Raw genomic sequence first — 24,519 nt, 5'->3', positions numbered from 1 at the left:
TATAATAGAAAGGATTAATTGGGGAGCTGACTATAAAAATACGATTATTTTAGAATTATTACTGCTCCATATGAGCATTCTAAAAAAGATTATTTCGTATTTTAGCTGCTACTCCCCTTTTGAAGATGCTAAAGGAATGCCCTTTAGAAGCTCTGTGTCACCTAATCTGGATGTTATGATCTATAAATTTACAGTCTTATTAATTTTGTTGGGAGTCATACCATTTCTCGGGTTTTCTCAAGATGGAACTTTGGATACTACTTATGGAGATAACGGTATTGTAGTCACTAATTTTAATGCTGAGTCCGACCTTGGATATGCTGTAGTTGAGCAGGATGATGGCAAATTGGTGGTTGTGGGAGCTTCCGCTCATCCCGTATCGGAGATAGAGCCCTTAGTGATTCGTTTCTTGTCCAACGGAGATATCGACACTACTTTTGGTGTCGATGGAATGGTTTTTACAGATTACGGTGATGGTTATAATCGTTATAGTGGAGTGGCACTTCAAAATGATGGAAAAATTATCGCCAGCGGGATAGTTGGAATTTCCCCCAACCGCAATTTTATAGTGGTTCGTTATCTTGCTTCAGGAGATCTTGACACAACCTTTGCAACAAATGGTGTGCTGTCCATAAATTATCAAGACTGGGTTGTAAATGAAATGCTAATATTGGATGACGATGCAATACTACTTGTTGGTTTGACCAATAGTGACACCTCCATAACATTTGCACGTTACCATCCCGATGGGACTTTGGACCTCTCTTTTGGCGACAATGGTTATGCAATTTCCAATAACCCTGATGGCTTTTTTTACCTTAGGGAAGTAAAGGTACTTGATAATAACGAGCTAATGGTCCTTGGGTCCAGAGATCTTGAAGATTTTACTCAAACTATATTACTAAAATTCTTAGCAACCGGTTATTTAGACACGAATTTCGGCAACAATGGCTTTGCAATTCAAAATTTTGAAATGGTAAGCGATGATGATTATATGAGTGCAGGATTTGATATAACCGCAGATGGCAAAATTGTAATTGGCGGAAGTATTGGTGCTTGTGAGGCGGGTTCAAACCCAACTTTTCAAGCGTTTTTATCGCGTTTTTCGAATAACGGTATACAGGATACTACTTTTGGAAATAACGGGACAGTTTGGCTCTCAGCCGTAAATTACACAATCAAAAAAATATTTCATCAGGAAAATGGCAGATTACTGGTTCAAGGTGTCTTCCCCGATTGTTTTGAGGGTTCTGTTTATAAGTTGCATCGCTATTTTTCAGATGGTTTTTTGGATACTTCGTTTGATGATAGTAATATTTTGGAGTTCTATGATTTAGACACCATTATTCAGGAAGATGGTAAAATTCTGGGGGTGGGTGCTACATGGTGGTATACCGGCTTCGAGGACATTTTTTTGGTTCGCTATAACAACAATGTACTGGATGTAAATGAATTTTCTTTTGAAGGCTTTAAAGTGCACCCAAATCCTTCGGAAGGGATTTTCAACCTTATGTACACATTAACCGAAGTTGATACTATTCCCTTTCAGGTAAGTGATATTTCAGGAAAAATTATTCAGCACGGAACTTTGGAAGGACAGCAGACCTTAATTGATATTTCAACTGCACAAAGCGGAATGTATTTTCTGAAAGCTTCAAACTTCATTACACGGCTCATAAAAAATTGACCTGCTTTTACCAAGCATTTACTGGTTTTTGATTTTCTGAAGTTGTATTTTCGAGAGTTCAGAATAAAATTGAATCCCTATGCCATTAGTTACTCCTTTATCAGCCGATCACGACCCCGAAACCCAACAATTAGCCGAATTTTTCAACGAAACCCTTGGCTTTTGTCCTAACAGCGTGCTCACCATGCAGCGACGCCCCGCTATTAGCAAGGCATTTATAAATTTGAACAAGGCGGTGATGGCTAATGAAGGCAGAGTGACTTCAGCCTTAAAACGAATGATTGCGTGGGTAAGTAGCAATGCCACTGGCTGCAGATACTGTCAGGCACACGCCATTCGCGCAGCCGAACGCTACGGTGCCGAACAGGAACAACTGGACAATATCTGGGAATACCGAACACACTCCGCTTTTAGTGATGCAGAACGCGCAGCCCTGGACTTTTCTCTCGCTGCTTCGATGGTTCCCAATGCTGTAGATGAAAACATCAAAACAGCATTGTATAAACATTGGAACGAAGGCGAAATTGTTGAAATGTTGGGGGTAATTTCACTCTTTGGCTACCTCAACCGCTGGAACGACTCAATGGGAACTTCTATTGAAGAAGGAGCCGAGGAGAGTGGCAATCAATATTTGGGGAAGCACGGTTGGGAGAAGGGAAAACATATTTAGATTATTGGATCGTTGGATTTTTAGATACAGAACGTTCCCATTGATAATGGTGGTTGTTTTAGAAAATTAACACCTTTTTCTGTTTTAATTTTCTAAAACTTTCCGTTAATATTTGTGCATGAGGGTGCTGTAGAAAGTGGAAACCAATATTTGGGGAAGCACGGTTGGGAGAAGGGAAAACATATTTAGACTATTAGATTCTTAGACCCGCCCGAACGTACCGTTCGGTACGGGCGGGTTGTTAGATTTTTAGAGGTATAAATACATGAAGTTCCCATTGACAATGGTGGTTGTTTTAGAAAATTAATACCTTTTTTCTGTTTTAATTTTCTAAAACTTTCCGTTTATTTTTTTCCGCCAACAACTATCACGATTTCACCTTTTGGGGGTTTGGACTCAAAACGTTGTAACACTTCGGCGACAGTTCCTCTAACGGTTTCTTCATGCAACTTGCTAATTTCTCTTGAAACAGAAATACTTCGGTCCGCTCCAAAAAATTCAACAAATTGTGCCAATGTCTTTAGCAATTTGTGAGGCGATTCATAAAAAATAATTGTTCGACTCTCTTCCGACAATAATTGAAGTCGGGTTTGTCTGCCCTTCTTTACAGGTAAAAAGCCTTCAAAAACAAATTTATCATTAGGTAAGCCGCTGTTCACCAAAGCCGGTACAAAGGCAGTTGCCCCCGGGAGGCAATCTACTTCGACTCCTGCGTCCACACAGGCTCTTGTCAACAAAAATCCCGGATCACTAATGGCTGGAGTTCCTGCATCACTTATGAGTGCAATATTCTCTCCGGAGAAAATTCTTTTTACAAGTGAATCGGTAGTTTTATGCTCATTGTGCATGTGGTGGGAATTCATTTGAGTAGTAATCCCATAATGCTTCAGCAATTTTCCGCTGGTGCGCGTGTCTTCAGCGAGAATAAGATCCACCTCTTGCAATATTTCCACCGCCCGAAAAGTCATATCTTTTAGGTTTCCAATGGGTGTTGGAACGAGATATAATTTCCCCATACGCCTAATTAAAACTTTTTTCGATCAGTGTCAAAAAACGTTCGGAATATTCTTCTTTATTCAACCAGTAATTATAGTCGGGTTTTACTTTGCCTTTAATAAAGGTTGCGGCAGCATCGTACGAATTCATGGTGCTAATTTGTGATAAAACCCGTGTGTAGTCTTCAGATTTACCATCGAACAAATGCTTTATAAAAGCCAGTCGATCGTTCAGTCCAATGTTTAGCCCTTGCGGAACTGCATCGTTCAAGGATTTAGGTTTGTCCGTTGGTGCTCCTATGTCAACTACCAGGTTATGTGTCTTTCGAGGAATTTCACCTCCTTTACTAGGCTCCTTTCGCTCGAAAGTAGGCGTTTGCTGATAGGATGCCGCAAATTCTTCCAAATCGTTTTTGATATATTTTTGCTTCGGAATTACCTCTTCCAGCAAAGCGTCAACACGCTCCGATTCTTTCGGCATTTGCGCTACAATGTCTTTTATTTTTTCAATAAGCGGTTCAATTAATTCTTCCTTGTTCTCCGGTTGTGGGACCGGTTCGGGCTCCTTGAACCAATTTTCTTCTCTAAAACTTTTCGAATCGAGGGCTTCTTCTTCCAAAATGTCTTCGGAATTGTCAAGTTGAGATTCAAGATATTCCAAGGTGATTAGTTGCTCGTACAATTCTCTCGCATTTTGCTTCATGTTTGCCGTATCGGGATTGTCTTCCGAAAGAATTTGAGTTGCCAGGGCTCTTATTTGTGAGCGGAGTTTCTTTTTCATAATTTTTGAAATTATTCGCGGTTTGCTCTATTTTGTTTTTATAAATTTACGCAACCTTTATGTAAAACGTCAATTAATTCTGTTTTCTTGTGTTATATAGCAGGATTTACTGAAACAGTGTAGCTTTTATTGAGCACGTTGTTACCTAAGGCTGAAAAATAAAGCAGCAAGTTACGTATAAATACATCCTATGTTTCTCGAAAATACCGTAAATCAAAAAGAACAATTTGGCTGGATAGAAGTTATCTGCGGTTCTATGTTTTCGGGAAAAACCGAAGAGCTTATTAGGCGTTTAAAGCGTGCCAAGTTTGCACGCCAACGCGTCGAAATCTTTAAGCCCAACGTAGATGTTCGCTACGATGAGGACAAAGTGGTTTCTCATGACAGCAACGAAATTAGATCGACCCCAGTTCCCGCAGCAGCCAATATTCCTATTCTGGCCGATAATTGTGATGTGGTGGGTATTGATGAAGCTCAGTTTTTTGACGATGAAATTGTAAAGGTGTGTAACGATCTCGCTAACCGGGGTGTTAGAGTAATTGTTGCGGGCCTCGATATGGACTTTAAAGGAAATCCTTTTGGACCCATGCCTGCTTTGATGGCCACTGCCGAATATGTAACTAAAGTTCATGCGGTTTGCACCCGAACAGGAAATCTTGCCAATTACAGCTACCGTAAGGCAAAAAGCGATGACCTTGTCCTTCTGGGTGAAACCGACGAATACGAACCTTTGAGCAGAGCAGCTTATTTTAAGGCCATGCTTCGGGAAAAGGTGAATAAAATAGAGGTAAAAGACCCCGAAGAAATTCAGCCAAAAAAGCAAGTCTGAGCATGCCAAAAGCCACAGAAACCCTTTTAGAGATAGATCTTAACGCGCTTCGGCACAACTACAACTATCTTTCTTCCAAAGTTGATAAGAATACCAAAATGCTGGCTGTCGTTAAGGCATTTGGCTATGGTAGCGAATCAGTCGCTATCGCTAATGAATTGGCAACTCTTGGTGTAGCCTATTTTGGTGTTGCCTATGCCGGTGAAGGTGAAACGTTGAGAAATGCGGGAATTGAAACCCCGATCTTAGTTCTGCATCCACTACCTGTAAATTTCGATTTGATTGTAAATCGTTGTATGGAACCCAGTGTCTATTCGCATAAAATTCTGAAAGATTTTATCAATTATGCCGAATCCCAAAAGCAACATAATTATCCCATTCATTTAAAATTTAATACCGGATTGAATCGGTTGGGCTTCAGAAAGGAGGATATTCCCAAAATAATTGAAACACTTTCAAGAACCGAAAGTGTCTCGGTGAAGTCGGTGTTTTCACATCTCGCAGCAAGTGAAGATGAGGCTGAAAGAAATTTTACGATAGCACAAATTGATGAATTCCGAAATATTTCAGAGGCGATAATTCGGCAGCTTGGTTACAAGCCCTTGTTGCATACGGTAAACACATCAGGGATATTAAACTATCCCGAAGCACAATTCGATATGGTGCGTACCGGAATAGGATTGTATGGTTTCGGGAACAACCCTTCAGAAAACATAAATCTAAAGCCGGTTGCCACGCTTAAAACGGTAATTTCGCAAATTCACACCATTAAAGAAGGCGAAAATGTGGGCTACAACATGGGTTTTAAGGCTCGCGAAACTACGAGAACAGCTACCCTGCCTATTGGACATGCAGATGGTATAAGTCGTGCCTTTGGGAAAGGGGTTGGCTGGGTACTAATTAACGGGGCCAAAGCACCCATTGTTGGAAACGTTTGTATGGATATGATCATGGTGGATATTACACATATTAGCTGTGAAGAAGGAGATGAAGCTATTGTTTTTGGCGAAACTAGTACTGCTGAAACCCTTTCAGAAGCTATAAATTCTATCCCCTACGAATTACTTACGGCGATTTCTCAACGAGTAAAGCGGGTTGTTTGTCGAAAATAATGCTATGCGCGCATTCTAATTGGACGAAAACAACTCTTTTTACTTAAATTGCTGTCAATTAACTATTAAACCCATCAAAACATGTTAAAAGAATTTAAGAATTTTATTATGACCGGCAACGTTATCGATTTAGCGGTTGCTGTTATTCTTGCCGGAGCAGTAGGTGCTGTTGTCGCAGGATTTACTAACGATATCATGATGCCGATTGTGGGTCATTTTACCGGAGGAGTTGACTTTTCCGACTTAAAAGTGGTACTTGCAGAAGCAGTTGTAGCTGCCGATGGATCTGTTGAAAAACCGGAGAACGCCATCATGTGGGGAAAATGGGTAAATGCTATCATTAATTTAGTGATTGTTGGATTTGTATTATTCATGATTGTGAAAGCTTACAATAAAACCAAAAAGCCGGTTGAAGAGGCTCCAGCAGCACCTGCCGGACCAACTACCGAAGAATTATTGGTTGAAATTCGTGACGAATTGAGAAAAAAATAAAAGCATCGTAGCGACCGCTGCACTACTTATTTTAACTAAACCCTCGCTTGTAATTACAAGTGAGGGTCTTTTTTTGCTTTTTATTCTGAAAATTTAACTTGCGAAATCCTATTTTTGTGCCCTAATTGAATTTCTAATGAAAATAGCTGTTATAGGTGCAACCGGAATGGTGGGCACTGTCATGTTAAAATTGCTGGAAGAACGGAACTTCCCTGTGTCTCAATTAATCCCTGTTGCTTCTGAAAAATCGGTTGGCAAAGAGCTTTCCTTTAAAGGCCAAGCATACAAAATTGTGAGCTTAGAAGACGCTGTTGCTGCTAGACCTGACATTGCCATTTTCTCTGCCGGAGGGGCAACTTCCCTGGAGTGGGCTCCTAAATTTGCTGAAGCCGGCACAACAGTAATAGACAATTCATCGGCCTGGCGGATGGACCCTTCCAAAAAATTAGTTGTCCCAGAAATAAACGCAGCTGCTTTAACCAAGCAGGATAAAATTATTGCCAACCCGAACTGCTCAACTATACAAATGGTAATGGCTTTGGCGCCGCTTCATAAAAAATACAAAATGAAACGTGTGGTAGTTTCAACCTATCAATCGGTATCCGGTACAGGTGTGAAAGCAGTGCAACAGCTGGAAAATGAAATAAAAGGCATTAAAGGAGAAATGGCCTATCCGTATCCTATTCATAAAAACGCATTACCCCATTGCGATGTTTTTGAAGCCAATGGCTATACCAAAGAAGAGATGAAATTAGCCAGAGAACCACAAAAAATATTGGACGATCGTACTTTTTCGGTAACTGCAACTGCGGTTCGTATTCCCACTGCCGGCGGACATAGCGAAGCTGTTAATGTTGAATTTTTGAACGATTTCGATTTAAGTGAGGTGCGTAGACTTTTACAATCGGTTCCCGGGATTACGCTACAAGACAACCCCGATACCAACACTTATCCCATGCCCATGTATGCCCATGATAAGGACGATGTCTTTGTAGGACGTATTCGCAGGGACGAAACCCAGCCCAACACTTTAAATATGTGGATAGTTAGTGATAATTTACGCAAAGGGGCGGCTACCAATGCCATTCAGATAGCCGAATACCTTGTTGCCACAGGATTGGTTTAAAAAAGTAAACTTTAAGAATCTTATACCGAAACTCAGCTGCAAACTAATGTGGCTGGGTTTTTTATTTTCATTATATTTAGTTGTTTAACACTAATCAACCTCTCTATGAATTCAACTTTTACTAAAATCCTTCGAATTATCCTCGGACTTATTCTCTTGCTTTTTGGCTTGAATAAGTTCTTCGATTTTATGCTCTTGTTTGAAATGTCTCCCGCCGGCGCCAATTTTATTGAAACCTTAAAAGCTTCAGGGTATATTTTTTATACGGTTGCCGTTTTTGAAATATGTGTAGCTCTGCTGCTTATCTTCAGAAAATGGGTGCCATTTGCACTTATTGTTTTGGCTCCACTCTCATTAAATATACTGTTGTTTCACCTTTTTTTAGATGTTTCAGATGTATGGGTGGCCATCGTGATCGCTGTGCTAAACGGTATTTTAATTTTCAAGTACTGGAAAGCATACCGTTCTCTTTTTCAGTATTGAGATATCAAATACTACTTTCTTGCCGTTCTAGTAACAGTATAACCCGTTGAGAAAGTAGATTTTACTACATTTGCGGCTCCTAATCAATTCAGAAAAATGAAAAAACTTATCATTCCATTCTTTATTGCATTCACACTTATGGCTTGTAAAGAAGAATTAAAAAAAGAACCTATTGCTGTGACCTATCCTAAAACGCAGAAAGTAGATACCGTAGACAATTATTTTGGGGTCGATGTTCAAGATCCGTACCGCTGGTTAGAAGACGATAGAAGTGCCGAAACCGAGTCGTGGGTAAAGTCTCAAAATGAAGTTACCTTTGGCTATCTTGATAAAATCCCTTTTCGGGACGAGTTAAAAGAACGCTTATCATCTCTTTGGAATTACGAAAAAGTAGGACCTCCCTTTAAGGAAGGAGATTACACTTATTTTTATAAAAACGACGGCTTGCAAAATCAATTTGCGGTATATCGCTATAAAACAGGGGAAGATCCTGCCACTGCCGAAATCTTTTTAGACCCTAATACTTTTAAGGAAGACGGAACTATCTCTATGGATGGGTTAAGTTTTTCTGAAGACGGAAAACTTGCAGCATATAGCATATCGGACGGCGGAAGCGATTGGAGAAAAGTATTGGTGATGAACACCGAAACCAAAAAAATAATTGAAGATACAATCGTCGATGTGAAATTTAGCGGACTTTCATGGAAAGCTAATGAAGGATTCTATTATTCCAGCTACGACAAGCCCAAGGGAAGCGAACTTTCTGCGAAAACCGATCAGCATAAACTGTACTATCACAAATTAGGTACAAAGCAGAAGGAAGATGCACTGATTTTTGGTGGAATTCCAGCCGAAAAACATCGCTATGTTGGGGGTTATGTTACCGATGATAACTCATATTTGGTGGTAACAGCCAGTGTTTCTACTTCCGGGAATAAATTATTTATAAAAGACCTTACCAAGCCCAACAGCAAGTTTGTCACGGTTTTAAATCATAACGACAGCGATACTAATATAATAGACAATGTTGGTTCTAAACTGTATTTGGTGACCAACCTCAATGCGCCTAACAAAAAGATTGTCACTGTGGATGCTGCAAATCCTACCCCCGAAAACTGGGTTGATCTTATTCCTGAAACTGAAAATGTTCTTAGTGCCAATAAAGCCGGTGGCAATTTCTTTACTGAATATATGGTCGATGCCGTTTCAAAAGTATTGCAATACGATTATAACGGAAAGTTGATTCGAGAGGTACAACTTCCCGGAATTGGTAGTGCGGGCGGATTTGGAGCCAAAAAAGAGGAAAAAGAATTGTACTATTCCTTTTCAAATTATGTAACTCCGGGTACAATCTATAAATACAACATTGCCTCAGGGAAATCGGAATTATTCAGAAAGTCAACTATCGATTTTAATCCGGAAGAATATGAAAGCAAGCAGGTTTTTTATAATTCTAAAGACGGAACTAAAATTCCAATGATTATCACACATAAAAAAGGACTCAAGTTGGACGGCAAAAATCCGACGATTCTATACGGTTACGGCGGATTCAACATCAGTTTAACACCGAGCTTTAGTATTACCAATGCCGTTTGGATGGAACAAGGCGGAATTTACGCAGTCCCAAATCTTCGCGGAGGAGGAGAATATGGCAAGAAATGGCATGATTCCGGTACCAAAATGCAGAAACAGAACGTATTTGACGATTTTATTGCTGCTGCCGAATATTTAATTGAAAACAAATACACCTCAAGCGATTATCTTGCAGTGCGTGGAGGTTCCAATGGAGGATTATTAGTGGGTGCCGCTATGACGCAGCGACCAGATTTAATGAAAGTTGCCTTGCCCGCTGTTGGAGTTATGGACATGTTGCGATATCACACCTTTACTGCGGGAGCAGGATGGGCCTATGATTATGGTACTGCGGAAGACAATAAGGAAATGTTCGAATATCTTAAAGGATATTCCCCCGTACACAATGTAAAAGCAGGCGTGGCTTATCCGGCAACTCTGATAACCACCGGAGATCATGACGATCGCGTAGTACCGGCACATAGTTTTAAGTACGCTGCCGAACTTCAGGAAAAACAATCGGGTCCAAATCCGGTGCTTATTCGTGTTGAAGTAGATGCAGGTCACGGCGCAGGAACTCCCGTAACCAAAAGTATCGAACAATATGCCGATATTTTCGGGTTTACTCTTTACAATATGGGGTACGAAGTACTGCCTGAAAAAATTAACAAAGGCGTCAAAGAATAACTAAAAACTAAAAATCTGCGAAAAAGGTTGTCGGGAATCAATTCAATTGAATGAAACCTGACAGCCTTCTTTGTTTTTACTATGCTTTCAGTCTCAATACAATCGTTTGCGTATTCGGAAAAGGAAATCCTAAAAGACATTTCTTTTCAACTTGAAAAAGGAGAACATTTGGCGGTCCTGGGTGAAAGTGGCTGCGGAAAATCTAGCTTACTTCATATTATTTACGGACTCTTACATTTGGAACACGGAATTCTTTCCTGGAAAGATAAGAAGCTTTTGGGTCCTACTCATAACCTCATCCCGGGTGAGTCTTTTATAAAATTGGTGGCGCAGGAATATAATGTAATGCCCTATACCACGGTTTCTGAAAACATTGGAACACATCTTTCGCGGTTCGATATGGAAAAGGATTCAGCGCGTATTTCTGAATTGCTGAAGGTGGTAGATTTACAGGAATTTGCCGAAACCAAGGTGAAAAACCTCAGCGGCGGGCAGAAACAACGTGTGGCATTGGCAAAGGCCCTGGCGAACAAGCCGGAGTTGCTGTTGCTGGATGAGCCCTTTAGTAATATCGATACTTTTCGAAAGAACAAATTGCGACGAAATTTGTACAATTATTTAAAGGAGAATGAAATTAGCTGTATAACGGCAACTCACGACAGTGATGAGGCACTTGCGTTTTCAGATTACCTTCTAATTCTGAAAGATGGAACTGTCGATGCGTTCGGTACGCCGGAGTATGTCTATAAAAATGTCTCCACTCCCTATCAGGCCGGATTTTTTGATGAAATAACCGTGTTGCCGGCTCGATTGTTAAATGTAGAATCTTCCAAAGAATTACTATTATTTCCTCATCAATTGAAAGTTTCGATTGCCAAAACAAAACTTCAGATTACCGTGAAAAATTCGTATTTTAAGGGTTCGTATTTTTTAATTGAAGGAAGGTATAATGAAACTTCAGTCTTTTTTGAACATCATGAGCATTTACTACGGGGAAGTGTAATTCAACTACAGAAAAAATGAAAAAAATAATTTTACTTGTTGCACTGTTGTGTATAATTCAATTGCCGGCACAAAACACTTCAGAAGACTATTCAGACAAGGTAGAGACCTTGGACAGCACATTAGCTACTCTTTACGATGTAATTTCGGGCGAGAAAGGGGAAGCGCGAAATTGGGAGCTTTTTAGGTATCTGTTTAAGCCTGACGCCAAGTTAATTCCCACGGGAAAGGCTGCAGATGGTTCGTATGGAGTGCGCTATATGTCTCCCGATGACTATATAAAAAGTAGTGGTACCTGGCTTATAGAAAATGGTTTTTTTGAAAAGGAAATTCACCGGAATACACATACATTCGGAAATATCACTCAAGTTTTCAGCACCTACGAAGCGTTTCACACTGAAAAGGACGCGCAACCCTTTATGCGCGGCATTAACAGCATTCAGCTTTTATACGACGGCAACCGATGGTGGGTCATCAATATTTACTGGAAACAGGAAACCAAGGAGGATCCTATTCCTTCTGTTTATCTTCCCAAACACTAGCCACAAAGGATGTCTTTTCTAAATGCAGAATGGCGAAAACTAATCTTAGTTAATTACGAAGTCAATCCTTCCGTTTTAAAGGAATATGTGCCATTCGGCACCGAACTTGACCTATGGAATGAAAAGTGTTATGTGAGCGTGGTGGGTTTTATGTTTGTGAACACAAAAATATTGGGAGTTAAAATTCCCTACCATACTACCTTTGAAGAAGTAAACCTTCGATTTTATGTAAAACGAAAAGTTGGGGATTCCTGGCGGCGTGGAGTAGTTTTCATCAAAGAAATAGTTCCCAAACCGGCGATTACTTTTATCGCCAATTTAATCTACAAAGAGAATTATCGAACGCTTCCCATGAAACATGAATGGAAGGAGCTTCCAACAGCGTTGGAAATTGCGTATAGATGGCGATTGGACGGAGGATGGCAATTTATAAGGGTTGCTACTGAAAAAGACCCTCTCGAAATTCACGAAAACACGGAGGCAGAATTTATCACAGAGCATTATTGGGGCTATGCGAAAGTTTCCGAAAATAAAACAAACGAATACGAAGTGACGCATCCGCGCTGGTTACATTACAAGGTGATGGATTTCTCTTCACATATCGACTTTACTGCCAATTATGGAATCGCGTTTGAATTTTTAAGTAAGCATCAACCTGTTTCAATTTATCTTGCAGAAGGCTCTCCAATTACAGTAGAACCCAAAAATACCTTTTAATTATGTCCAGGCGGCTCACAGGTATTTTTTAAGATTAAGATACCTGAGTTACAGTGTACTCCAAATTGTTAAATAAAAATACATCCCCTTTTTTCTTTCCCGACAATTGATTTCCTATGGGCGAGTGTAAAGCAACACACATATAAGTCGTTTTTCCTATAGCAACGGCACCTATGGATATCCCAATAAAATAGGCGCCTTGATTGGTGTATATTAAACTTCCAAGGCGTGCATAATCTGAAGTGGCTCGAATATCGATTTTCTTTACAAGAGCCTGTAAATTTTCGACCTCAAGCAATTGTCTCCCTGCATTTTCCCGATCAATTTGAAGCATCGCTCGTCCTGTTTCGTGTTTGTCTCCGGCGCTGCTTGAGGTCTCTTCAAGTAGCGATTCTTCTATATCGGAAATCGTTTGCTTTATTTTTTGATGTCGCTTCTCCACTACTTGGAAGCATTGCTCGAACAAGGCGGTTTTCAACTCTTTAACAATCATTCTGATCTCTTTTCATCCAAAGTAAATGTACCATAATTTTGCATTTGCCTCACAATCCAGTTTTTTCTGTTTTCAATATAGTTAGTACGAGGTTGTGCTCTGTATTTACGAGGACTGGGTAAAATAGCGGCCAGTGCCGCAGCATTATCTCTGGAAATATTCTTAGCCGATTTATGAAACCAATATTGCGATGCAGCTTCGGCACCAAAGACCCCATTCCCCATTTCAATACTATTGAGGTATACCTCCATAATTCGTTCTTTACTCCAGAAAGTTTCGATTAAAAATGTAAACCAGGTTTCCAATCCTTTACGAAGCCAATTTCGGTCCGGCCACAAAAAAACATTTTTAGCTACCTGTTGAGAAATAGAACTCCCTCCCTTCGTTTTTTTGCCTTTTTTGTTGTTTTCGTAAGCTTTTTCGATCGATTTTACATCAAAACCTCTGTGTTTTGTAAAATTTTGGTCTTCCGCGCAAATTACTGCCAATTGCAAATAGGGCGATATTTCTTCTATAGAAACCCAATCGTGCTTATGCTCATAGTTCTCTTCCGAAGAAAAATAACGAATCGCCATCAAGGGAGTATAGGGAACAGGAACCCATTTATAAAACAATACCCATGTCAGACTTATTATGATAAACCATAGGATACTCTTTAGAGTAAATTTGAAAAATCGTTTCATTCTGTTGCAAATTTTGCCAATTGCTGCCCAACCGAACTTCCTATCGCCACTCCCATTCCTCCAAGACGTACACCACAATACACATTGGGAGCAACTTTCTTGACAATGGGCTTCTTTTGTCTGCCAACACCCATTATACCGGACCATCGCGTTTCTATTTCGAAAGGTTGATTCGGTAAGATTGTAGTGGCAAGTATAGCTTCCAATCTATTTTGAACTAGTTCAGTAAGGCCTAATTGTGTAGTTTCTTCCGTTTTAAAATCGAGGTTTCTCCCACCGCCAAATAGGACCCTGTCGCCAATATTTCTGAAATAATAATAGCCTTTGTCCAAATGGAATGTTCCTTTTAAATGTAATCCTTTTATGGGCTTTGTTACTAAAACCTGAGCTCTTGCGGGAGTTACATCTTCGTCTTTCATAAACTGTTTAGCGAAGCCATTGGTAGCAATAAAAACCTTTTTTGCTGAAAATTCTTCGGAATTATTCATTTTTAACCAAATTTGCTCATTTTCGGGCCTAAATGAAGTGATTTCAGCACTATTTAGCACTAAAATGTCTTCTTTTGATGCTTTTTTAATAAGCCCTAACATCATCTGACCCGTATCAAGCTGCCCCTCAAACCGATTAAAAATGAGCTGTTTTTGAACATTTTTGAAGCCAAATGAATCATTTTTGATCGAAAACACGTCTTTTTTGTCTAAAAACACCGGTTTTAACAAATTATTGATGTACGAAATATTTTCGATGCAATTCTCATATAAATGGGCATCACTTTGCGAAAATAGCTCATAGCCGCCATGTTGAAAATAATGCAGTTGTTGCTCTCCAAGTGTTTTCTTTAGCAGTTCTAATCCTGCCACTCGTTTTTTTACCAATTCAACTACTTCCGCTTCGGAATGACTTTTAAGATCCTCCAAAATTTCTGAAACACTTCCAAAACAAGCAAAACCTGCATTTTTTGTACTGGCTCCGCTGGGAAGCATTCCCTTTTCAAAAACCACAATTTTACTTTTCGGAAACTCCTTCCGAAGTGACAAAGCACAGCTTAGCCCCACTATTCCACTTCCAATCACGGCATAGTCAATATTGTGAAGCCAGGTGTTATGTTCCCAATAGGAAAGGTTCATGATTAGGTGTTAGGTGTTACGTAAAAGTCACAAAAAAACACCGAACTTCAAAAATATCTTGATGATGTCTGGTGTTTATTTGGTATTTCCAAGAAAAACTATTCGTCTTCCGGGGGGGTCATTTTAAAAGTATTCATAAACGCCGTGGTATAATTCCCGGCGACATAGTCCGGATGATCCATCAACTGGCGGTGGAATGGAATGGTAGTCTTTACGCCTTCAATAACGAATTCATCCAAAGCCCTCTTCATTTTATTGATCGCTTCGTCACGCGTTTGGGCCGTTGTAATGAGCTTTGCGATCATCGAGTCGTAATACGGCGGAATTACATATCCGGCGTACACATGGGTGTCTAAGCGCACACCATGACCTCCGGGAGCGTGTAAAACAGTGATTTTTCCCGGACAAGGCCTGAAGTCGTTATAAGGGTCTTCGGCATTGATTCTACATTCTATGGAGTGAAGGTTAGGTGTGTAGTGCTTTCCCGAAATAGGTACTCCCGCTGCCACCAATATTTGCTCACGAATTAAGTCGAAATCGATCACCTGCTCGGTAATAGGGTGCTCCACCTGGATACGCGTATTCATTTCCATAAAAAAGAAGTTACGGTGCTTGTCCACGAGAAATTCTACCGTCCCTGCGCCTTCGTATTTTATATATTCAGCTGCTTTTACAGCCGCCATTCCCATGTCGTTTCTGAGTTTTTTCGTCATAAACGGACTAGGGGTTTCCTCGGTAAGTTTTTGGTGACGTCGTTGAATAGAACAATCCCGTTCACTTAAATGACAAGCTTTTCCGGTGCTGTCTCCAACTACCTGAATTTCGATATGTCGTGGTTCCTCGATGAGTTTTTCCATGTACATATCGTCATTTCCAAATGCAGCCTTACTTTCCTGACGGGCAGATTCCCATGCGTCCTGCAATTTTTCCTCTTTCCAAACGGCACGCATTCCCTTTCCTCCACCTCCAGCGCTTGCTTTAAGCATAACAGGGTAGCCGGTTTCTTTGGCGAGTTTTTTACAGGTTTCAAAATCGGGAATAATCCCTTCACTTCCGGGCACACATGGAACTCCCGCTGCGATCATGGTCGATTTGGCCGAGGCCTTATCCCCCATTCTATCAATCATTTCGGGAGATGCGCCAATAAATTTAATATTGTGTTCCTCACATATTTTTGAAAACTTGGCATTTTCAGCCAAAAAACCATATCCGGGATGTATCGCATCTGCGTTGGTAATTTCGGCAGCTGCAATAATATTTGAAATTTTTAAATAGCTTTCACTACTGGGCGGAGGACCTATACACACCGCTTCATCTGCGAAACGAACATGAAGACTTTCTTCGTCTGCTTTCGAATAAACAGCAACGGTCTTTATACCCATTTCTTTGCACGTTCGGATAATTCGAAGTGCAATTTCTCCCCTATTGGCTATTAGTATCTTTTTAAACATATTTTTCTGAAATATCAATCGTTAAACACCAAATTCCAATAAGTTGGAATTTGAGCTTTGGGATTTGTTATTTTAATTAAGATGGGTCTACCAAAAATAATGGTTGGTCAAATTCAACGGGTGAAGCGTCATCAACCAGAATTTTTACAATTTTTCCGGAAATTTCACTTTCAATTTCGTTGAAGAGTTTCATCGCTTCGATAACACAAAGGACATCCCCCACATTGACATTACTTCCAACCTCAACAAACATTGGTTTGTCCGGAGCCGGTTTTCTATAAAATGTTCCAATAATGGGTGATTTTATGGTAATGTATTTCGAATCGGCTGAAGGAGCAGGCGCGGCCGCTTCCTGCGATGCAGGTGCGCTTTGTTGTTGCTGTGGCATTCCATGCTGCTGTGGGTTCGCCATAGTAGGGATTTGCTGAATATAGGTGGTCTCACTTCGCTCATCACCTCCGGTTCTAATCGTAATTTTTACGTCTTCGGTTTCCAGTTTTACTTCACTGGCTCCGGATTTCGCCACAAATTTTATTAAATTCTGAATATCTTTTAAATCCATAATTTTGATTTTTTGTTTTCGATTTGTTAGTTATTTATGAATTGTAAGCCCATTTTAAATAAACGGCGCCCCAGGTAAAGCCTCCTCCAAATGAGGCAAATACTAAATTATCTCCTTTTTTAAGCTGTTTTTCGTAATCCTGAAGGCAAAGCGGAAGTGTTGCAGATGTTGTATTTCCATATTTATGAATATTCATCATCACTTTTTCTTCTGGTAAATTCATTCTTTTTGCTGTAGCGTCTATAATTCTTTTATTCGCCTGGTGCGGAACCAGCCATTGTACATCCTCTCCTGAAAGACCGTTGCGATTCATTATTTTTTCGCTCACATCGGCCATGTTGGATACGGCAAATTTAAAAACTGTTTTTCCGTCCTGAAAAACATAGTGCTGTTTATTGGCTACAGTTTCGGCTGAAGCTGGAAGTATGGAACCTCCTGCATCTATTTTCAGGTGAGGTCTTCCTATTCCGTCGGTACGCAAGATTTCATCCTTAACACCAAGACCTTCCGTGTTGGGTTCAAAAAGTACGGCACCTGCTCCATCACCAAAGATGATACAAGTAGCCCGATCTTCATAATCGATAATGGAAGACATTTTATCGGCGCCAATTAGAAGTACTTTCTTATATCTACCCGATTCTATATATTTTGCTGCTGTTGACATTCCAAAAAGAAAACTGGAACAGGCCGCAACAAGGTCATATGAAAACGCATTTACAGCACCTATTTCGGTAGCGACATAAACACCTGTTACGGCAACGGGCATATCGGGCGTGGCTGTCGCCATAATCACCATATCGATATCTTCGGGATTTGTATTGCTTTTATTAAGAAGGTCTTTGGCTGCCTGAATGGCAAGGTAAGAAGTGCCTTTGTTTTTATCTTTTAATATCCTGCGTTCCTTAATTCCGGTACGCGTTGTTATCCATTCGTCATTAGTGTCCACCATTGTCTCCAATATTTGGTTGGTGAGAACGTAGTCCGGTACATAGCCCCCTACAGCGGTAATTGCTGCTGTGATTGTACTCATATAGTTGAATTAGATTCGATAAAGGTAAAATTCCTTTAAAAGGAGTGAAAATTACTAAATTTTAATCAAAAATTGCTCTAAAATTGCTTGTTTTTGCTATTTCAGCTATAAAAAACAAAAAAACTCTCACATTGATGTGAGAGTCTTAATTTTTTTATAAGAACCTATATTATGCTTCTACCTCTTCGGTTGCATCAATTACAATTTGACCTCTATAGTACAATTTACCTTCGTGCCAATGAGCTCTATGGTATAAATGCGCCTCTCCGGTAGTTGGATCGGTTGCAATTTGAGGAGCAGTTGCTTTGTAATGTGTTCTTCTTTTATCTCTTCTGGTTTTTGAGATTTTTCTTTTAGGATGTGCCATTACTCTATATTATTTATCCGTTAATAGTTTTTTTAATGAGTCCCAACGTGGGTCTGTTGTATCACCTTTCTCCGGTGAAATATCTTCTTCTTCCTTAAGGCTTAATTCTTCAAGTTTTGTAAGTATGTCGCTTTTTAATGTCCCGTCTATTACTCCCGGATGAATTCGCTTGGCGGGTATTGCCAGCACAATCGACTCGTACACATATTGCTGAATATTCACCTCATAACTTCCGTGTGGAAGTATTAAAAGTTCTTCGTTTTCGTCGTTGAATTCATCTCCAAATTGAACCACAAAGTAAAAATTTCCCGAAATCTCCTGATTATAGGGTTCGTTGGTGATATCACAATTTACATTTACGGACCCTTCAAAAGAAAGTGTAAATTCAAGTAAGGTTGTTTTTTTCAACAGCAATACATCGAGTTTAATGTTTGCATCATTAAATTCGTCATACTCAAAATGCTCAAAGAACGTTTTCCCAATGGTAAAATCAAATCGATGTTCTCCTAATTTCAATCCAACGAACGGAATGGTAAATTCTTTCAGTTCCTTCATAATCACATCAATTTTAAGCGTCCACCTTTAGGAATAAGGCGGGTGCAAAGATAAAAAATTATTTTAATAGCAAATTATATTATTGCTTCTTTTTTGAAAGCACTTTTCGGCGGGTTGTTGAGAGCGGATTTTTTGAAATCTCCAAGTATTCTTTTCGGGTTTTAAATATTTCAATTGCACTGAAGACCGCTTCTTTAAACGAATCGGCGTTGGCAACATTTTTTCCTGCAACATCGAAAGCTGTTCCATGATCGGGAGATGTTCTAATTTTATTAAGGCCGGCGGTGTAATTAACACCTGTGCCAAAGGCAATTGTTTTAAAAGGAACCAGACCTTGATCGTGATATGCGGCAATAATTGCATCGAAATTTTTATAATTCCCAGAACCAAAAAAACTATCGGCTGCATAAGGCCCGTAGACAATTTTGCCGTTCTTTCGCAAGTTGTCCAACGTGGGAATTAAAACTGTATCGTCTTCATCGCCAATAACACCGTTATCTCCAACATGCGGATTAATACTGAGTACTGCAATTTTAGGTCTTTCAATTCCGAAATCCTGAATTAGCGTCTTATGAATAGTAATTATTTTTTTTTCAATAAGCTCTCTGGTAATTGTTTTTGAAACGTCTTTAACCGGCACGTGATCTGTAAGTAATCCCACCCGAAGCTTTTCAGAGATCATTAACATCATACTTTCTCCTTCCAACTCCCGGGCCAGATAATCTGTGTGTCCCGGAAACTTAAAAGTTTCAGATTGTATGTTCGCCTTATGTATGGGTGCCGTTACAAGTACATCTATCTTGTTTGACTTTAATGCGCTAACAGCCGCTTGTAGTGATTTGATGGCATAGGCTCCACTTGCCTTATCCTCTTTTCCAAAATTAATTTCAACAGGCTCCTTCCAAACATTCAAGACATTCACCTTCTTGGGAAGCACATCATTAATATTTTCTATTCCGTGGAAATTTATATCGGTCTCATATGTTTTTTTGTAGAAGGACATCAATTTAACGGAAGCAAAAATAACGGGAGTACAAAAATCCAGGATGCGATTGTCCTCAAATGTTTTTAAAATGATTTCACTGCCAATCCCGTTTAAGTCGCCAATCGAAATTCCCAAAACTATTTTATCTTGTTGATTCATTCTATCAGTTAAGCCCTAATTATTGTTACTTTTGTGCTACAAATGTAACCAAATGTAACCATGTTTACAGGAATTATTGAAGCAATTGGAGAAATAACTTCCCTTCATAAAGAAGGCGAAAACCTTTCCATTCAAATTAAAAGTGAGTTAAGCGCTGAGCTCAAAATTGACCAAAGTGTTTCACACGATGGAGTGTGTTTAACAGTTGTAGATATAACTCCCGGGCATTATACAGTTACGGCAATTAGAGAAACACTGGAGAAAACAAACCTTGGAGCTTTACATGCTGGAAGTCGTATAAATTTAGAGCGTGCAATGAAACTGGGAGATCGTCTCGACGGGCATTTGGTACAAGGACATATTGACCAAACCGGTATTTGTAAAGAGATTGTTGAAGCCGATGGCAGCTGGTATTTTGTGTTTAACTACGACGCTTCGAAGGGAAATATTACCATTGAGAAAGGTTCAATAACTGTTAACGGAGTAAGTCTTACGGTAGTGGATTCAAAAAAAGACTCGTTTAGGGTTGCAATTATTCCCTATACATATTGGAATACGACCTTTCAAAATATAAAAGTTGAATCTAAAGTAAATCTTGAATTTGATGTTGTAGGAAAGTACCTAAAAAGGCTTATCCCGGCTTTTTGATGTTGCGCAATTTTTTATTTGCTACATAACATCCATACACAAAACCGATAAAAAGTAAAATTAAAATACCACTATCTAGTGGTAATTCAGGTGGTGGCGTTGTAGGCGGGGGTGGGCTTGAGCCACCGCCGGGAGACTGTGCAAGCATAGATGTACTCGTAAATATACAAAGTACCGAGGCTAATATTCTTACGATTTGGGGTCGCATATACAGGGGCTAATGTAATAATTTTTTTTAAACAACGAATAAAAAATTAATTTATCCAAAACTTATAAACTCAATTTTTTATATTTAATTGTGCCTTACACAATAAAAAAATGATCCTAATAGGCTCATTAATAAAGTGCAAGATTGTCCTTTTATACCAAATAATCTAGGAGACACACCAATTTTATAATTCCAAATAAAGTTTCAAACTAAAAAGTGGTCCCACATGGGCTCACATCGACGGTGCTCAGTATAAACCCCGCCTGAACAGTCGGGCAGGTTTTCGCCCAAAATTATTCCGGTGAAAAGCAAATTTTATAATTCCAAATAAAGTTTCAAACTAAAAAAGTGGTCCCACATGGGCTCGAACCATGGACCCCCTGATTATGAGTCAGGTGCTCTAACCAGCTGAGCTATGGGACCAAAAACCGGTTGCAAATGTAAAACACTTTATAGTGACTGCAAAACTATTTAGGGTTAATATTGGGTTATCAATGATCTTCTGTAATTTCCTGGCACAATTCTATAAGCACTCCGTGAGCCGATTTCGGGTGTAAAAAAGCAACCCATTTATTATCAGCTCCTCTTTTTGGCTTTTCACTTAGAACTGTAAATCCTTCGTTTTTTAATCGTGCCATTTCAGCGACTATATCATCTACGTAAAAAGCAATATGATGGATCCCTTCTCCTCGTTTCTCAATAAATTTGGCCACCGGGCTTTCGGGGCTTGTAGCCTCCAAAAGTTCAATTTTACTTTCTCCACAAGTAAAAAAAGAGGTCATAACTCCATCACTTTCAACCGCTTCTGTCTTATAATGCTCAAAACCCAACAGACTTTTATAAGTCTTATTTGCTTCTTCGAGATTTCGAACAGCTATGCCTATATGCTCAATTTTTTTCATAAATGTAAATGTATTGTTATTTAAAAAAATAACAAATCTTTAAATGTGCTACTTTTGCAGTATGATAGAAAGTAACAGACAAAAGAAAATTGCAGGAGTTTTACAAGCCGATTTGGCAAATGTACTGCAAGGAATGCTCCGCGAAGCCGGGCAACTAGGGATAATTATTTCCGTTTCAAAAGTAAAAGTAACGACCGATCTTTCCATTGCAAAGGTATACGCCAGTGTATTTCCTGCAGAAAAAGCTAATACCGTTACGGCCGAATTAAACGAACTGAAATCTAAAATCAAGCATCAAATCGCCCAGCTCACAAAACATCAGCTTCGTAAAATGCCCGATTTACACTTTTACAACGACGATTCTCTCGAGTATATAGAAAACATCGAAAAGGCTGTAAAAGGACAAGAAAATCCCATACAAAACCCGGATATTCTACCCAAGCGTAAAAAAACATAAGTTGAGATTCCCTTTGTACATTGCCAAAAGGTATCTGTTTTCCAAAAGCAGTAATAATGCTATAAACGTTATTACAGGAATAGCGGCAGTTGGTGTTGTCGTGGGAGCCATGTCTTTATTTATAGTGCTTTCGGGGTTCTCGGGATTAAAAGATTTTAGTCTCCAATTCACCAATGTCTTCGATAGCGATTTAAAAATATATCCCGAAAGCGGAAAAACAATTTCCTTTACTGAAACGCAGGCGCTACAATTGCAAAATGTTGAAGGCGTGAAGGCCTTTTCAAAAATTATTGAGGAGCGTATCTTTCTTCAGTATAAAGGGAAAAATCATATCGCTTATATTAAGGGAATTGACGAAAACTATAAGCGGGTAAATCAGTTAGACAGTATACTGTATTTTGGCAGCTGGCTCGTGCCTGATGAAAGTGAGGTAGTAATTGGATTGGGCACCGCCGCAAAACTATCTGTTGGGGTACAGGACTATATGGATTTGCTGGAAATTTATGTTCCCAAACCGGGAACCGGACAAATAAACCCGCTGGATCCTTCACAGGCATTTACAAAAGAAAATGCCGTTGCCTCAGGGGTTTATCAGGTTAATGAAGATCTGGACAGTAAATATGTATTTTCAGACATCGATTTTGCACGTTCTCTATTACAAATGGATAGCTCGAAGGTTTCTTCGGTCGAAATAAAATTGTTTCCAGGTTACGACGAGGCGAATGTTCGCTCTAAAATTATTCCAATTTTTTCCGAAGGAATTATTCTAAAAAACAGAATTCAGCAAAACGATGCGCTCTATAAGATGCTGAACACCGAAAACATTGCGGTCTACCTCATCTTTACGTTGGTTCTCATTATTGCGCTTTTCAACGTAATCGGTTCTATTATAATGATGATTCTCGACAAGCGAAAAAATATCAAAACACTCTATAATATGGGGGCTACGCTGAAAGATATCCGAAAGATTTTCTTTTTTCAAGGTACTTTGCTAACCACACTAGGTGGAATTGTAGGGATATTATTAGGAGTGTTGGCGGTTGCGGCTCAGTTAAAGTTTGAATTTATCAATATCACGGCATCACTCCCTTATCCGGTTAAGTTGAAGCCCATAAATATTCTGATTGTTTTTGCAACTATTTCAATTTTAGGCTTGCTGGCCTCAAAAATTGCATCGGGAAGAGTGCGGGAAAAACTATTGTCTTAAGCAAATTGGTAGTCTCCAAATAGCTCCAAAACCTCATCAAAAGCTTCAAATACCGAAGCCGAATCGTCACTGGTGACCATTTTCATTCTATATTCCTTAAAATCGGGAATTCCTTTAAAATAATTCGTGTAATGGCGTCTGGTTTCAAAAACTCCTAGTTTTTCACCTTTCCAATCGATTGCCATCTGTAAGTGACGCTTCGCAGCATCCACTCGTTCCGTCATCGTAGGTGGGGGACAGTGTTCTCCGGTTTTAAAATAATGCTTTACTTCTTTAAAAAACCAGGGATAACCAATACTTGCCCGACCAATCATCGCGCCGTCAAGTCCAAACTTGTCGCGCATTTCCATCGCTTTTTCGGGAGTGTCTACATCTCCGTTTCCGAAAATGGGAATATGCATCCGCTGATTGTTTTTCACTTCTGAAATAGGTCTCCAATCTGCTTCCCCTTTGTACATTTGAGCCCGTGTACGGCCGTGAATTGAAATAGCCTGACAACCCACATCCTGAAGACGTTCTGCAACTTCAACAATTTTAATGGAATCATGATCCCAGCCCAATCTGGTTTTAACGGTAATAGGAAGTTTGGTGTGTTTTACCATGGCTTCGGTCAAGGAAACCATCAAGTCGATATCTTTTAAGATTCCTGCTCCGGCGCCTTTACAAACCACTTTCTTTACCGGACAGCCAAAGTTAATATCAATAATATCGGGGCCGCTGGCTTCCACAATTTCAACACTCTGCAACATAGAATCCAATACTGCTCCAAAAATCTGAATCCCTACCGGTCGCTCCTTTTCATAAATATCCAGCTTCATAACACTCTTGGCGGCATCACGAATTAATCCTTCCGAAGAAATAAACTCGGTGTACACCACATCGGCGCCTTGTTCTTTACAAAGTGCTCTAAAAGGTGGATCACTCACATCCTCCATAGGAGCGAGGAGTAACGGGAATTCTCCCACATTTATGTTGCCTATCATTGCCATT

27 protein-coding genes and 1 tRNA gene are annotated in these 24,519 nt (G+C 39.6%); 14 read left to right on the top strand and 14 right to left on the bottom strand.

Going from position 1 to position 24,519, the window contains the following annotated elements; translation table 11 throughout:
- Nucleotides 1-70 precede the first annotated feature (70 nt).
- Together ATE92_RS05590 and ATE92_RS05585 are read left to right on the top strand one after the other, a co-directional pair.
- Complete coding sequence (locus tag ATE92_RS05590; RefSeq protein ID WP_100802768.1) at nt 71-1,687, top strand: T9SS type A sorting domain-containing protein; 1,617 nt, start codon at nt 71-73, stop codon at nt 1,685-1,687.
- A gap of 79 nt (nt 1,688-1,766) precedes the next feature.
- A complete protein-coding gene (locus ATE92_RS05585; RefSeq protein ID WP_100802767.1) occupies nt 1,767-2,357 on the top strand; it encodes a carboxymuconolactone decarboxylase family protein in 591 nt (196 codons plus the stop codon).
- A gap of 344 nt (nt 2,358-2,701) precedes the next feature.
- Here ATE92_RS05585 and rsmI read toward each other — a convergent pair whose 3' ends face one another.
- Complete coding sequence (gene rsmI / locus ATE92_RS05575) at nt 2,702-3,373, bottom strand: 16S rRNA (cytidine(1402)-2'-O)-methyltransferase (RefSeq protein ID WP_100802766.1); 672 nt, start codon at nt 3,371-3,373, stop codon at nt 2,702-2,704.
- A gap of 4 nt (nt 3,374-3,377) precedes the next feature.
- Nucleotides 3,378-4,133 carry a hypothetical protein gene (locus tag ATE92_RS05570; protein WP_100802765.1) on the bottom strand — a complete coding sequence of 252 codons (756 nt, stop codon included), beginning with the start codon at nt 4,131-4,133 and terminating at the stop codon, nt 3,378-3,380.
- Nucleotides 4,134-4,323: 190 nt separating this feature from the next.
- On the opposite strand from ATE92_RS05570, the gene ATE92_RS05565 reads away from it, so the two are divergent.
- The 9 genes from ATE92_RS05565 to ATE92_RS05525 all read left to right on the top strand — a co-directional run bounded on the left by ATE92_RS05565 (nt 4,324) and on the right by ATE92_RS05525 (nt 12,695).
- Entirely contained in the window at nt 4,324-4,962 is a 639-nt protein-coding gene (locus ATE92_RS05565) for a thymidine kinase (RefSeq protein WP_100802764.1), read from the top strand.
- Nucleotides 4,963-4,964: 2 nt separating this feature from the next.
- Complete coding sequence (gene alr / locus ATE92_RS05560) at nt 4,965-6,074, top strand: alanine racemase (protein WP_100802763.1); 1,110 nt, start codon at nt 4,965-4,967, stop codon at nt 6,072-6,074.
- Nucleotides 6,075-6,155: 81 nt separating this feature from the next.
- Nucleotides 6,156-6,566, top strand: coding sequence for a large conductance mechanosensitive channel protein MscL (gene mscL / locus ATE92_RS05555; RefSeq protein ID WP_100802762.1), 411 nt, complete (start codon nt 6,156-6,158; stop codon nt 6,564-6,566).
- Nucleotides 6,567-6,702: 136 nt separating this feature from the next.
- A complete protein-coding gene (locus ATE92_RS05550; RefSeq protein WP_100802761.1) occupies nt 6,703-7,692 on the top strand; it encodes an aspartate-semialdehyde dehydrogenase in 990 nt (329 codons plus the stop codon).
- A 105-nt stretch (nt 7,693-7,797) separates the two neighbouring features.
- Complete coding sequence (locus tag ATE92_RS05545) at nt 7,798-8,175, top strand: DoxX family membrane protein (protein ID WP_100802760.1); 378 nt, start codon at nt 7,798-7,800, stop codon at nt 8,173-8,175.
- 96 nt (nt 8,176-8,271) lie between these two features.
- Nucleotides 8,272-10,434 (top strand): prolyl oligopeptidase family protein, encoded by a 2,163-nt coding sequence (locus ATE92_RS05540; protein WP_100802759.1) that lies wholly within the window; start codon nt 8,272-8,274, stop codon nt 10,432-10,434.
- Nucleotides 10,435-10,515: 81 nt separating this feature from the next.
- Nucleotides 10,516-11,457, top strand: coding sequence for an ABC transporter ATP-binding protein (locus ATE92_RS05535; RefSeq protein ID WP_100802758.1), 942 nt, complete (start codon nt 10,516-10,518; stop codon nt 11,455-11,457).
- Nucleotides 11,454-11,978, top strand: a complete 525-nt coding sequence (locus ATE92_RS05530; RefSeq protein WP_100802757.1) for a hypothetical protein — start codon at nt 11,454-11,456, stop codon at nt 11,976-11,978. The genes ATE92_RS05535 and ATE92_RS05530 overlap by 4 nt, the downstream gene beginning before the upstream one ends.
- A 9-nt stretch (nt 11,979-11,987) precedes the next feature.
- Entirely contained in the window at nt 11,988-12,695 is a 708-nt protein-coding gene (locus ATE92_RS05525; protein WP_100802756.1) for a YqjF family protein, read from the top strand.
- A gap of 34 nt (nt 12,696-12,729) precedes the next feature.
- Here the strand turns inward: ATE92_RS05525 and ATE92_RS05520 are convergent, their stop codons facing one another.
- The 9 genes from ATE92_RS05520 to pdxA form a co-directional block, all read right to left on the bottom strand.
- Nucleotides 12,730-13,188 (bottom strand): 3-oxoacyl-ACP synthase, encoded by a 459-nt coding sequence (locus ATE92_RS05520; RefSeq protein WP_100802755.1) that lies wholly within the window; start codon nt 13,186-13,188, stop codon nt 12,730-12,732.
- Nucleotides 13,185-13,871, bottom strand: a complete 687-nt coding sequence (mtgA, locus tag ATE92_RS05515) for a monofunctional biosynthetic peptidoglycan transglycosylase (protein ID WP_100802754.1) — start codon at nt 13,869-13,871, stop codon at nt 13,185-13,187. The genes ATE92_RS05520 and mtgA overlap by 4 nt, the downstream gene beginning before the upstream one ends.
- Nucleotides 13,868-14,998, bottom strand: a complete 1,131-nt coding sequence (locus ATE92_RS05510; protein ID WP_100802753.1) for an FAD-binding oxidoreductase — start codon at nt 14,996-14,998, stop codon at nt 13,868-13,870. Before ATE92_RS05510 ends, mtgA begins: the two co-directional genes overlap by 4 nt.
- Nucleotides 14,999-15,096: 98 nt before the next feature.
- Nucleotides 15,097-16,449, bottom strand: a complete 1,353-nt coding sequence (accC, locus tag ATE92_RS05505) for an acetyl-CoA carboxylase biotin carboxylase subunit (protein WP_100802752.1) — start codon at nt 16,447-16,449, stop codon at nt 15,097-15,099.
- A gap of 76 nt (nt 16,450-16,525) precedes the next feature.
- Nucleotides 16,526-17,011: an acetyl-CoA carboxylase biotin carboxyl carrier protein gene (accB, locus tag ATE92_RS05500; RefSeq protein WP_100802751.1), complete on the bottom strand. Its 486-nt coding sequence runs from the start codon at nt 17,009-17,011 to the stop codon at nt 16,526-16,528.
- Nucleotides 17,012-17,045: 34 nt separating this feature from the next.
- Nucleotides 17,046-18,041: a beta-ketoacyl-ACP synthase III gene (locus ATE92_RS05495; RefSeq protein ID WP_100802750.1), complete on the bottom strand. Its 996-nt coding sequence runs from the start codon at nt 18,039-18,041 to the stop codon at nt 17,046-17,048.
- 169 nt (nt 18,042-18,210) lie between these two features.
- Nucleotides 18,211-18,408, bottom strand: a complete 198-nt coding sequence (rpmF, locus tag ATE92_RS05490) for a 50S ribosomal protein L32 (protein ID WP_100802749.1) — start codon at nt 18,406-18,408, stop codon at nt 18,211-18,213.
- Between the two features lie 9 nt (nt 18,409-18,417).
- Nucleotides 18,418-18,963, bottom strand: a complete 546-nt coding sequence (locus ATE92_RS05485; RefSeq protein WP_100802748.1) for a DUF177 domain-containing protein — start codon at nt 18,961-18,963, stop codon at nt 18,418-18,420.
- A 79-nt stretch (nt 18,964-19,042) separates the two neighbouring features.
- On the bottom strand, nt 19,043-20,107 hold the full coding sequence (gene pdxA / locus ATE92_RS05480; RefSeq protein ID WP_100802747.1) for a 4-hydroxythreonine-4-phosphate dehydrogenase PdxA: 1,065 nt from the start codon (nt 20,105-20,107) through the stop codon (nt 19,043-19,045).
- Between the two features lie 60 nt (nt 20,108-20,167).
- On the opposite strand from pdxA, the gene ATE92_RS05475 reads away from it, so the two are divergent.
- Entirely contained in the window at nt 20,168-20,755 is a 588-nt protein-coding gene (locus tag ATE92_RS05475; protein WP_100802746.1) for a riboflavin synthase, read from the top strand.
- A 557-nt stretch (nt 20,756-21,312) separates the two neighbouring features.
- Here the strand turns inward: ATE92_RS05475 and ATE92_RS05470 are convergent.
- A tRNA-Ile gene (locus ATE92_RS05470) sits at nt 21,313-21,386 on the bottom strand.
- A gap of 68 nt (nt 21,387-21,454) precedes the next feature.
- Nucleotides 21,455-21,865: a methylmalonyl-CoA epimerase gene (gene mce / locus ATE92_RS05465; protein WP_100802745.1), complete on the bottom strand. Its 411-nt coding sequence runs from the start codon at nt 21,863-21,865 to the stop codon at nt 21,455-21,457.
- Between the two features lie 64 nt (nt 21,866-21,929).
- Here mce and rbfA point away from each other — a divergent pair, with 64 nt between their 5' ends.
- Nucleotides 21,930-22,322, top strand: coding sequence for a 30S ribosome-binding factor RbfA (gene rbfA, locus ATE92_RS05460; protein WP_100804362.1), 393 nt, complete (start codon nt 21,930-21,932; stop codon nt 22,320-22,322).
- Nucleotide 22,323: 1 nt separating this feature from the next.
- Nucleotides 22,324-23,529, top strand: coding sequence for an ABC transporter permease (locus ATE92_RS05455; protein WP_100802744.1), 1,206 nt, complete (start codon nt 22,324-22,326; stop codon nt 23,527-23,529).
- On the opposite strand, the gene dusB is transcribed toward ATE92_RS05455, so the two are convergent.
- On the bottom strand, nt 23,526-24,518 hold the full coding sequence (gene dusB / locus ATE92_RS05450) for a tRNA dihydrouridine synthase DusB (protein ID WP_100802743.1): 993 nt from the start codon (nt 24,516-24,518) through the stop codon (nt 23,526-23,528). The genes ATE92_RS05455 and dusB overlap by 4 nt on opposite strands.
- Nucleotide 24,519: the final 1 nt, after the last annotated feature.

The sequence above is a fragment of the Ulvibacter sp. MAR_2010_11 genome (assembly GCF_002813135.1).
Taxonomy (GTDB): Bacteria; Bacteroidota; Bacteroidia; order Flavobacteriales; family Flavobacteriaceae; genus Altibacter.
The sequence above is the reverse complement of the archived record's forward strand: the minus strand, read 5'-3'. Positions and strand labels throughout refer to the sequence as shown.

What these genes read in the sequence shown, in the direction of transcription:
- ATE92_RS05590 (WP_100802768.1), top strand. Translation starts at nt 71, where the DNA reads ATGAGCATTCTAAAAAAGATTATTTCGTATTTTAGCTGCTACTCCCCT.
- ATE92_RS05585 (WP_100802767.1), top strand. Translation starts at nt 1,767, where the DNA reads ATGCCATTAGTTACTCCTTTATCAGCCGATCACGACCCCGAAACCCAA.
- rsmI (WP_100802766.1), bottom strand. Translation starts at nt 3,373, where the DNA reads ATGGGGAAATTATATCTCGTTCCAACACCCATTGGAAACCTAAAAGAT.
- ATE92_RS05570 (WP_100802765.1), bottom strand. Translation starts at nt 4,133, where the DNA reads ATGAAAAAGAAACTCCGCTCACAAATAAGAGCCCTGGCAACTCAAATT.
- ATE92_RS05565 (WP_100802764.1), top strand. Translation starts at nt 4,324, where the DNA reads ATGTTTCTCGAAAATACCGTAAATCAAAAAGAACAATTTGGCTGGATA.
- alr (WP_100802763.1), top strand. Translation starts at nt 4,965, where the DNA reads ATGCCAAAAGCCACAGAAACCCTTTTAGAGATAGATCTTAACGCGCTT.
- mscL (WP_100802762.1), top strand. Translation starts at nt 6,156, where the DNA reads ATGTTAAAAGAATTTAAGAATTTTATTATGACCGGCAACGTTATCGAT.
- ATE92_RS05550 (WP_100802761.1), top strand. Translation starts at nt 6,703, where the DNA reads ATGAAAATAGCTGTTATAGGTGCAACCGGAATGGTGGGCACTGTCATG.
- ATE92_RS05545 (WP_100802760.1), top strand. Translation starts at nt 7,798, where the DNA reads ATGAATTCAACTTTTACTAAAATCCTTCGAATTATCCTCGGACTTATT.
- ATE92_RS05540 (WP_100802759.1), top strand. Translation starts at nt 8,272, where the DNA reads ATGAAAAAACTTATCATTCCATTCTTTATTGCATTCACACTTATGGCT.
- ATE92_RS05535 (WP_100802758.1), top strand. Translation starts at nt 10,516, where the DNA reads ATGCTTTCAGTCTCAATACAATCGTTTGCGTATTCGGAAAAGGAAATC.
- ATE92_RS05530 (WP_100802757.1), top strand. Translation starts at nt 11,454, where the DNA reads ATGAAAAAAATAATTTTACTTGTTGCACTGTTGTGTATAATTCAATTG.
- ATE92_RS05525 (WP_100802756.1), top strand. Translation starts at nt 11,988, where the DNA reads ATGTCTTTTCTAAATGCAGAATGGCGAAAACTAATCTTAGTTAATTAC.
- ATE92_RS05520 (WP_100802755.1), bottom strand. Translation starts at nt 13,188, where the DNA reads ATGATTGTTAAAGAGTTGAAAACCGCCTTGTTCGAGCAATGCTTCCAA.
- mtgA (WP_100802754.1), bottom strand. Translation starts at nt 13,871, where the DNA reads ATGAAACGATTTTTCAAATTTACTCTAAAGAGTATCCTATGGTTTATC.
- ATE92_RS05510 (WP_100802753.1), bottom strand. Translation starts at nt 14,998, where the DNA reads ATGAACCTTTCCTATTGGGAACATAACACCTGGCTTCACAATATTGAC.
- accC (WP_100802752.1), bottom strand. Translation starts at nt 16,449, where the DNA reads ATGTTTAAAAAGATACTAATAGCCAATAGGGGAGAAATTGCACTTCGA.
- accB (WP_100802751.1), bottom strand. Translation starts at nt 17,011, where the DNA reads ATGGATTTAAAAGATATTCAGAATTTAATAAAATTTGTGGCGAAATCC.
- ATE92_RS05495 (WP_100802750.1), bottom strand. Translation starts at nt 18,041, where the DNA reads ATGAGTACAATCACAGCAGCAATTACCGCTGTAGGGGGCTATGTACCG.
- rpmF (WP_100802749.1), bottom strand. Translation starts at nt 18,408, where the DNA reads ATGGCACATCCTAAAAGAAAAATCTCAAAAACCAGAAGAGATAAAAGA.
- ATE92_RS05485 (WP_100802748.1), bottom strand. Translation starts at nt 18,963, where the DNA reads ATGAAGGAACTGAAAGAATTTACCATTCCGTTCGTTGGATTGAAATTA.
- pdxA (WP_100802747.1), bottom strand. Translation starts at nt 20,107, where the DNA reads ATGAATCAACAAGATAAAATAGTTTTGGGAATTTCGATTGGCGACTTA.
- ATE92_RS05475 (WP_100802746.1), top strand. Translation starts at nt 20,168, where the DNA reads ATGTTTACAGGAATTATTGAAGCAATTGGAGAAATAACTTCCCTTCAT.
- mce (WP_100802745.1), bottom strand. Translation starts at nt 21,865, where the DNA reads ATGAAAAAAATTGAGCATATAGGCATAGCTGTTCGAAATCTCGAAGAA.
- dusB (WP_100802743.1), bottom strand. Translation starts at nt 24,518, where the DNA reads ATGGCAATGATAGGCAACATAAATGTGGGAGAATTCCCGTTACTCCTC.